7 protein-coding genes are annotated in these 8,027 nt (G+C 70.7%); 5 read left to right on the top strand and 2 right to left on the bottom strand.

What is annotated here, in order from left to right:
• Together G3I41_RS21600 and G3I41_RS21595 are read left to right on the top strand one after the other, a co-directional pair.
• On the top strand, positions 1 to 1,770 hold a 1,770-nt coding region (locus G3I41_RS21600), incomplete at its 5' end, for a PQQ-binding-like beta-propeller repeat protein (RefSeq protein WP_164402053.1).
• Positions 1,771 to 1,892: 122 nt separating this feature from the next.
• Positions 1,893 to 2,585 (top strand): LuxR C-terminal-related transcriptional regulator, encoded by a 693-nt coding sequence (locus G3I41_RS21595; protein WP_073968595.1) that lies wholly within the window; start codon positions 1,893 to 1,895, stop codon positions 2,583 to 2,585.
• 30 nt (positions 2,586 to 2,615) lie between these two features.
• On the opposite strand, the gene G3I41_RS21590 is transcribed toward G3I41_RS21595, so the two are convergent.
• Entirely contained in the window at positions 2,616 to 2,909 is a 294-nt protein-coding gene (locus tag G3I41_RS21590; RefSeq protein ID WP_164402052.1) for a hypothetical protein, read from the bottom strand.
• Positions 2,910 to 2,924: 15 nt separating this feature from the next.
• Positions 2,925 to 4,595, bottom strand: a complete 1,671-nt coding sequence (locus tag G3I41_RS21585; RefSeq protein ID WP_164402051.1) for a sodium:solute symporter family protein — start codon at positions 4,593 to 4,595, stop codon at positions 2,925 to 2,927.
• A gap of 236 nt (positions 4,596 to 4,831) precedes the next feature.
• On the opposite strand from G3I41_RS21585, the gene galT reads away from it, so the two are divergent.
• Genes galT through galK form a run of 3 tightly spaced genes read left to right on the top strand, consistent with a single transcriptional unit; the run spans position 4,832 to position 8,018 of the window.
• A complete protein-coding gene (galT, locus tag G3I41_RS21580) occupies positions 4,832 to 5,875 on the top strand; it encodes a galactose-1-phosphate uridylyltransferase (RefSeq protein WP_164402050.1) in 1,044 nt (347 codons plus the stop codon).
• Positions 5,872 to 6,852, top strand: coding sequence for a UDP-glucose 4-epimerase GalE (galE, locus tag G3I41_RS21575; protein ID WP_164402049.1), 981 nt, complete (start codon positions 5,872 to 5,874; stop codon positions 6,850 to 6,852). The genes galT and galE overlap by 4 nt, the downstream gene beginning before the upstream one ends.
• Positions 6,849 to 8,018, top strand: a complete 1,170-nt coding sequence (gene galK, locus G3I41_RS21570; protein WP_164402048.1) for a galactokinase — start codon at positions 6,849 to 6,851, stop codon at positions 8,016 to 8,018. Before galE ends, galK begins: the two co-directional genes overlap by 4 nt.
• Positions 8,019 to 8,027 lie beyond the last annotated feature (9 nt).

The following is an 8,027-nucleotide window of genomic DNA, read 5'->3' as shown; positions in this document are numbered from 1 at the left end:
TTCGGCGCCCCGCAGGACCCGCCCGCCGGTGGCTTCGGCGCCCCGCCCCCGCCGCCGCCCGGCCCGCCCCAGCAGCAGCCGGACTACGGCTACCCGCAGCCGCCCACCCAGCCGGGCTACGGCTTCCCGCAGGGCCAGCCGCCCCAGCCCCCCACCCAGCCCGGCTACGGCTTCCCGCAGGGCCAGCCGCCCACGCAGCCCGGCTACGGCTTCCCGCAGCAGGGCCAGCAGCAGCCGTACGGCTACCCGACCGCACCGATGCAGCCGGCCCACCAGCCGCCGCAGCAGGGCGGGAGCGGGAAGAAGTTCTCCACCCAGGCACAGATCATCGTCGCCGCCGTGGTCGCGGTCGCCCTGATCGTCGGCGGCGGCATCTGGTACGCCTCCAGCGGTGGCGACGGCAAGAAGGACGAGGCGGGCTCCTCCGCCGGCACCTCCGGCGAGAACAAGGGAGGCAAGGGCGGCGAGGGCGGGAAGGGCGGCTCCACCGGCGGCAAGGAGAAGGCCCCGGCGAACGTCGACTCGACCGTCGGCTTCCAGCTCCCGCCGCCCAAGGTCACCGACACCACCACCGTCGACGGCTCCTGGATCACCGACAAGGCGTACGTGAAGACGGGCGTCACCGAGATCGTCGGCTACGACCTGGACAAGGGCACCAAGCTCTGGTCGATCCCGCTGGACGGCCAGGTCTGCGCCGCCTCCCGGCACATGAGCAAGGACTACAGGACCGCCATCCTCTTCGAGGAGGCCAAGCCCACGAAGGCCAAGCCCTACCAGCAGTGCAACAAGGTGGGCGGCCTCGACCTGGCCACCGGCAAGCTGCTGTGGAGCAAGTCGGTCACCGCCTCCACCAGCGGTGACCGGCCGGTCCGCTTCGACGAGGTCACCCTCAGCGGCACCACGGTCGCCGCCGGCGGCACCGGCGGCGGCGCCGCCTTCAAGCTGGACACCGGTGCCGAACTCTGGAAGCCGAAGGTCAGCACCGACAACTGCTACGACGCGGGGTACGGCGGCGGCGAGGCCCTGGCCGTGGTCCGCAAGTGCGGTTCGTACGACGACCCGCAGCTCACCATCCAGGCGCTGAACCCGACGACGGGCGCCCCGATCTCCTCGTACAAGATGCCGGCCGGTGTCGACTACGCGAGCATCGTCTCCACCAAGCCGCTCGTCGTCGCCGCCGACGTCGGCGAGACCGCGGGCGACGGCAGCAGCATCTCGGACTTCTTCTCGATCGACGAGGCCACCGGCAAGCTGAAGATCCGCATCTCCGCCGACGCCGAGAAGTACGCGGCCCGGTGCGGCTCCACCGAGGTCGAGCAGTGCCAGCACCTCGCCGTCGGCAACAACCGCATCTACCTGCCGACCGAGGAGCACGAGGGCACCGGCGAGAGCTTCAGCCGGACGAACGAGATCGTCTCCTTCGACCTCACCACCGGCAAGCAGACCGGCGACCGCGCCGACGCGGGCGAGAAGTTCACGATGTTCCCGCTGCGCATGGACGGCAAGAACATCATCGCGTACCGGGAACCCCCGTACGACAAGGGCGGTGAGATCGTCTCCATCGACGGCAGCACCTTCGAGCAGACGGTCCTGATGCGCAACCCGTCCGACAAGGCCGTCCGGGACGCGGAGAGCAGCTTCACCGCGGACTACTCGGAGTTCCTCTACGAGCAGGGACGCTTCTTCATCTCCAAGACGATGATCAGCGCACCGCGCAAGAGCTCGCTGGACGACAAGGAGTACCTGGTGGTGTCCTTCCGCACCAGCTGAGCCCGCATCACGTGTGGGGGTGGAACCGGCCGGTTCCACCCCCACACGCGTATCCGGCCGTGTAACTTGCAGGCCCTGGAGGGCCGGGGGGCCCGTGCCGTGGTGACGGGGGGAATGGGGCGATGGGTGTCCGGCTGATGGTGGTGGACGACCACCGACTGCTCGCCGAGGCGCTGGCCTCGGCGCTGAAGCTGCGCGGCCACCGCGTGCTGGCCGCCGCCGCGCCCACCACCGGGGCGGCGGACCTCGTCGTCGGGCGGGCTCCGGAGGTCTGCCTGTTCGGCACCGCGTCGCCCGCCGTGCCCGGCACGTTCGATCCCGTCGTCCGGATCCGGCGCGAGCGCCCGCAGACCGCGGTGGTCGTGCTCGGCCCGGTCCCCAGCCCGCGCGGGATCGCCGCCGCGTTCGCGGCCGGGGCCGCCGGGTACGTCCGGCACGACGAGCGGATCGAGGGCGTGGAGCGCGCCATGGTGAAGGCCAGGGCCGGGGAGGCGGCCATCGCGCCCCAGCTCCTCCAGGGGGCCTTCGCCGAACTGCTCGACCCGGTGGCCCAGCCGGACGACGAGGGCCGCCGGCTGCTGCGGCTGCTCACCCCGCGCGAGGTCGAGGTGCTGGTCCGGGTCGCGGAGGGCGAGGACACCCGGCTGATCGCGGCCGGGATGCGGATCGCGCCGAGCACCGCCCGCACCCACGTCCAGCGGGTCCTGATGAAGCTCGGCGTCGGCTCCCGGCTGGAGGCCGCCGCCCTGGCCGCCCGGACCGGTCTGCTGGACCGGGCGGCGGTGACACGCCAGGGGCCGGACCCCGTCGGCTGACGGTGTCCGGCCCCTGTCACGTCAGGCGTACTAGCTCGCCGGGGTGGTGTCCTCCGGCGCGGGCTCCGGGGCCTGCGCCGGGCGCAGCTTCATCCAGACCAGGAAGAACAGGCCGAGCACCAGCATGGCGAGGCCGGTCCAGAGGTTGATGTGGACGCCCTGGGCCTTCTTCAGGTCCTCGTCGGACGGGCTGATCCCGGCGATCGTCACGATGATCCCGTAGACCACGAAGAGGCCGCCGATGATCCGCCGGATGTCGAAGAGGCGGGCCGCCGTGGCGGACTTCTGCTCCAGGTCGGAGACTTCCTTGTGCAGGTCGGGCATGGTGGGTTACTCCGATCAGAACGAGTAGGGGACGTAGCACAGGGCGGCGAGCACGATGGCTCCCCAGCCCAGGAGTGCGGGCCTGCGGTACCAGGCGCTGTCGCCCTCCTCGGGCACCTCGGGGGCGCCCGGGGCCTCGGTTCCGTAGACGAGGCCGGCGAGTTCGGCCTCGGGCTTGGGCGCGGTGAAGAGCGTGACCGCGATCATGACGACCGCGCCGGCGACGAATCCGACGATCGCGGAGACGAAGTTGGCGCCCTGGTCGCTCGGGATGTCGATGACACCCTGCTTGTAGATGACGAAGTAGTTGACCATCGCGGCCGTGGTGCCCGCGAGCAGGCCCCAGACACCGGACTTCATCGAGGCGCGCTTCCAGAACATGCCGATGATGAAGACGACGAAGAGCGGGACGTTGAAGAACGAGAAGAGCGTCTGGAGGTAGCTCATGATGTTCGAGAAGCTGGCGGCGATGAACGCGGTGCCGATGGAGGCCAGCACGCCGAGCGCCGTGATCAGCCGGCCGAAGCGCAGGTAGTACGCGTCCGACTGGTCCTTCTTCACGTACCGCGCCCAGATGTCCGTGGTGAACACGGTGTTGAAGGACGAGACGTTGGCGGCCATGCCCGCCATGAACGCGGCCAGCAGACCGGTCACCGCGATGCCGAGCACACCGTTCGGCAGCAGCTCGCGCATCAGCAGCGGGATCGCGTCGTTGTACGTGGTGCCGGAGCCGTCGGTGCCGATGTTCGGCACGACCACGGCGGCGACCAGGCCCGGGATCATCACGGCGAAGACGATGAACATCTTCGGGAAGGCCGCGATCAGCGGGGTGCGCTGGGCGGCTGAGAGGTTCTTCGCGGACAGGGCGCGCTGCACCTCGGCGAAGTTCGTCGTCCAGTAGCCGAAGGAGAGCACGAAGCCGAGGCCGAGGATGATCGTCAGCCAGTTGGCGCCGAGCGGGTTGGCGTCACCGATGCCCGTGCCGCCCCAGGCCGACATGAAGTTGGAGCCGTGCTTCGACGTCAGTGAATCGCTCAGCCCGTCCCAGCCGCCGACGCGCTTGAGGCCCAGCAGGGTCAGCGGGATCAGCGCGGCGAGGATGACGAAGAACTGGAGCACCTCGTTGTAGATCGCGGAGGAGAGCCCGCCGATCGTGATGTAGACGAGGACGAAGAGGCCCGCGACGACGATCGCGACCCACTGCGGCCAGCCGAGGAGCGCCTCCACGACGATCGACAGGGCGTACAGGTTCACGCCCGCGATCAGGATCGCCGAGAAGGCGAAGAGTATGGAGCTCAGCAGGTGCGCGGACTTGTCGAAGCGCTGGAGCAGGAACTCCGGCACCGAGCGCACCTTCGAGCGGTAGTAGAACGGCATCATCACGAGGCCGAGGAAGACCATCGCGGGGATGGCGCCGATCCAGTACCAGTGCACCACCGCGACGCCGTACTGCGCGCCCGTCGCCGCCATGCCGAGGATCTCGGTGGCGCCGAGGTTCGCCGCCACGAAGGCCAGACCGGTCACCCATGCAGGCAGTGACCGTCCGGAGAGGAAGAAGTCGAGGCTGGTCTTGACACTCGCCCGGGCGGCGAAGCCGATGCCGAGCACCACGACGAAGTAGATCGCCAGGATCGTGTAGTCGAGCCCGTTCGTGGGGAGCCGGAGCTCTGCTGCCAGATTTTGCATGTGGGGGTCTCGCTTCGTTGCGCGAACTGAACTCGAAGGAAACTACGCTCTTGTGTTCAGAAAGTGAACAGTTCCCCAGAGGTTCTTTGTTTGTTTGTGATCGTATTGGTGGAACCACTGCCTTCAAGCGGCCGTGATCTCCCGTGCATCGCCCGTATGCCCCCGCCGTCGACTCATTGACGCATCTGTTGACTTGTGGTTCATTGTGTTGGCTTATGTTTGGTGGGAGGAGTCTGGTGAAGAAGACGGTTACGACGCTCGCCGACGGCCGGGAGCTGATCTACTACGACAGCCGCGACGACCTCGTGCGCGAGGCCGTCGACACGCGCCCCCTCGACGCCGTCTCCACCTCGTCCGAGATCCGGCGCGACCCCCTCCTCGGCGACAGCGTGGCCATCGCCTCGCACCGCCAGGGCCGGACCTACCACCCGCCCGCCGACGAGTGCCCGCTGTGCCCCTCGCGCGAGGGCCGGCAGAGCGAGATCCCGGAGCCCGACTACGACGTCGCCGTCTTCGAGAACCGCTTCCCCTCGCTCGCCGGCGACTCCGGCCGCTGCGAGGTCGTCTGCTTCACCTCCGACCACGACGCCTCGTTCGCCGACCTCACCGAGGAGCAGGCGGGGCTCGTCCTGGACGCCTGGACCGACCGCACCGCGGCCCTGGCCGCGCTCCCGCAGGTCAAGCAGGTGTTCTGCTTCGAGAACCGGGGCGCCGAGATCGGCGTCACGCTCGGCCACCCGCACGGCCAGATCTACGGCTACCCCTTCGTCACCCCGCGCACCGAGCTGATGCTCCGCTCGATGGCCGCCCACCACGCGAAGACCGGCCGCAACCTCTTCGACGACGTGATCGCCCGCGAGGAGGAGGACGGCTCCCGGATCGTGCTCGCCACCGCGCACTGGATCGCCTTCGTCCCGTACGCGGCCCACTGGCCGTACGAGGTCCACCTCCACCCGCGCCGCCGCGTCGCCGACCTGCGGGAGCTGGACGAGGAGGCGCGCACGGAGTTCCCCCAGGTCTATCTGGAACTGTTGAGGCGATTCGACCGGATCTTCGGACCCGGAGAGCCGCCGACCCCGTACATCTCCGCCTGGCACCAGGCGCCGTTCGAGGTCCCCGGGCGCGAGGACTTCGGTCTCCACCTCGAGCTTTTCACCATCCGACGGACCTCCGGCAAGCTGAAGTTCCTCGCGGGTTCCGAATCCGGCATGAGCGTGTTCATCAACGACGTGCCGCCGGAGACCGCGGCCCAGCGACTGCGAGAGGTAGCGAGCCAGTGAGCAAGACCCCGAAGAAGTACCTGGTCACCGGCGGTGCCGGTTACGTGGGCAGTGTCGTCGCCCAGCACCTCCTGGAGGCCGGCCACACCGTCACCGTCCTCGACGACCTCTCCACCGGCTTCCGCGAGGGCGTCCCGGCCGGGGCCGACTTCATCGAGGGCCGCGTCCAGGACGCCGCGAAGTGGCTCGACCCCTCCTACGACGGGGTCCTCCACTTCGCCGCGTACTCCCAGGTCGGCGAGTCCGTCACCGACCCCGAGAAGTACTGGCTCAACAACGTCGGCGGCTCCACCGCCCTGCTCGCCGCGATGCGCGACGCCGGGGTGCGCACCCTGGTCTTCTCCTCCACCGCCGCGACCTACGGCGAGCCGGTCTCCAGCCCCATCACGGAGACCGACCCCACCGCCCCGACCAGCCCGTACGGTGCGACCAAGCTCGCCGTCGACCACATGATCACCGGGGAGGCCGCCGCGCACGGCCTGGCCGCCGTCTCGCTGCGCTACTTCAACGTGGCCGGGGCCTACGGGGACTGCGGCGAGCGGCACAGCCCCGAGTCCCACCTCATCCCGCTGGTGCTCCAGGTCGCCCTCGGACAGCGCGAGTCGATCTCCGTCTACGGCGACGACTACCCGACCCCGGACGGCACCTGCGTCCGCGACTACATCCACGTCGCGGACCTGGCCGAGGCGCACCTCCTCGCCCTCGACGCCGCGGCCCCGGGCGAGCACCTGATCTGCAACCTCGGCAACGGCAACGGCTTCTCGGTCCGCGAGGTCATCGAGACGGTCCGCGAGGTCACCGGCCACCCCGTCCCCGAGACCGCGGCCCCGCGCCGCGCCGGCGACCCGGCCGTCCTCGTCGCCTCCGCCGCCACCGCCAGGGAGCGGCTCGGCTGGCAGCCGTCCCGCGCCGACCTGGCCGGAATCGTCTCCGACGCCTGGACGTTCGCCCGCCGAGAGGAGCCCACCGCACCATGACCGAGGACCACACAGAGCTCACCGCTTCCTTCACCGCGCTGTACGGAAGCGAGCCCGAGGGGATCTGGGCCGCACCCGGCCGGGTCAACCTGATCGGCGAGTACACCGACTTCAACGACGGCTTCGTCATGCCGCTCGCCCTCCCGCACACCGCGCGCGCCGCGGTCGCCCGCCGCACCGACGGCGAACTGCGGCTGCACTCCACCGATGTGCCCGGCGGCGTCGTCCGGCTCCGCGTGGACGGGCTGACCCCGCACGAGGGCCACGGCTGGGCCGCCTACCCGGCCGGCGTCGTCTGGGCGCTGCGCGAGGCGGGCCACGAGGTCACCGGCGCCGACATCCAGCTGACCTCCACCGTCCCCACGGGCGCCGGGCTCTCCTCGTCCGCCGCCCTCGAAGTGGTCACCGCCCTCGCCCTCAACGACCTCTTCGGCCTCGGCCTCGACGCGGCGGAGCTCGCGGTCCTCGCCCAGCGCGCCGAGAACGCGTTCGTCGGCGTCCCCTGCGGGGTCATGGACCAGATGGCGTCCGCCTGCTGCACCGAGGGCCACGCCCTGCACCTGGACACCCGGGACCTCGGCCGCTGCCAGGTGCCCTTCGACCTGGCCGCGCACGGGCTGCGGCTCCTGGTGGTCGACACCCGCGTCAAGCACGCGCTCGGCGACGGGGCGTACGCGGAGCGCCGGGCCGGCTGCGAGGAGGGCGCCCGCCTGCTCGGCATACCCACCCTGCGCGACCTGCCGTACGAGGAGCTGGGCACCGCCCTGGACCGGCTCGCGGAGTCCGGCGCGGACGAGTCGGTGGTGCGGTACGTGCGCCATGTGGTCGGCGACAACCAGCGCGTCGAGCAGGTCATCGCGCTGCTCGACGCGGGCGACGTGCGCGCGGCGGGCCCGGTCCTCACGGCGGGGCACGTCTCGCTCCGCGACGACCTGCGGGTCTCCTGCGTGGAGCTCGACCTCGTGGTCGAGGCGGCCAACGCGGCCGGGGCGCTCGGGGCCCGGATGACCGGGGGCGGCTTCGGCGGCTCGGCGATCGTGCTGGTCGAGGAGGCGCGGGCGGAGGCGGTGACCAAGTCCGTCCTGGAGGCGTTCACCGCGGCCGGCTACGGCACCCCCGGCGTCTTTCCCGCGGTGCCGTCGGCCGGGGCGCGCCGGCTGGTCTGACCGGGGTCG

This window comes from Streptomyces sp. SID9727 (assembly GCF_010550605.1).
Taxonomy (GTDB): Bacteria; Actinomycetota; Actinomycetes; order Streptomycetales; family Streptomycetaceae; genus Streptomyces.
Note: the sequence above shows the minus strand (reverse complement) of the source record. Positions and strands in the feature narration are given on the sequence as shown.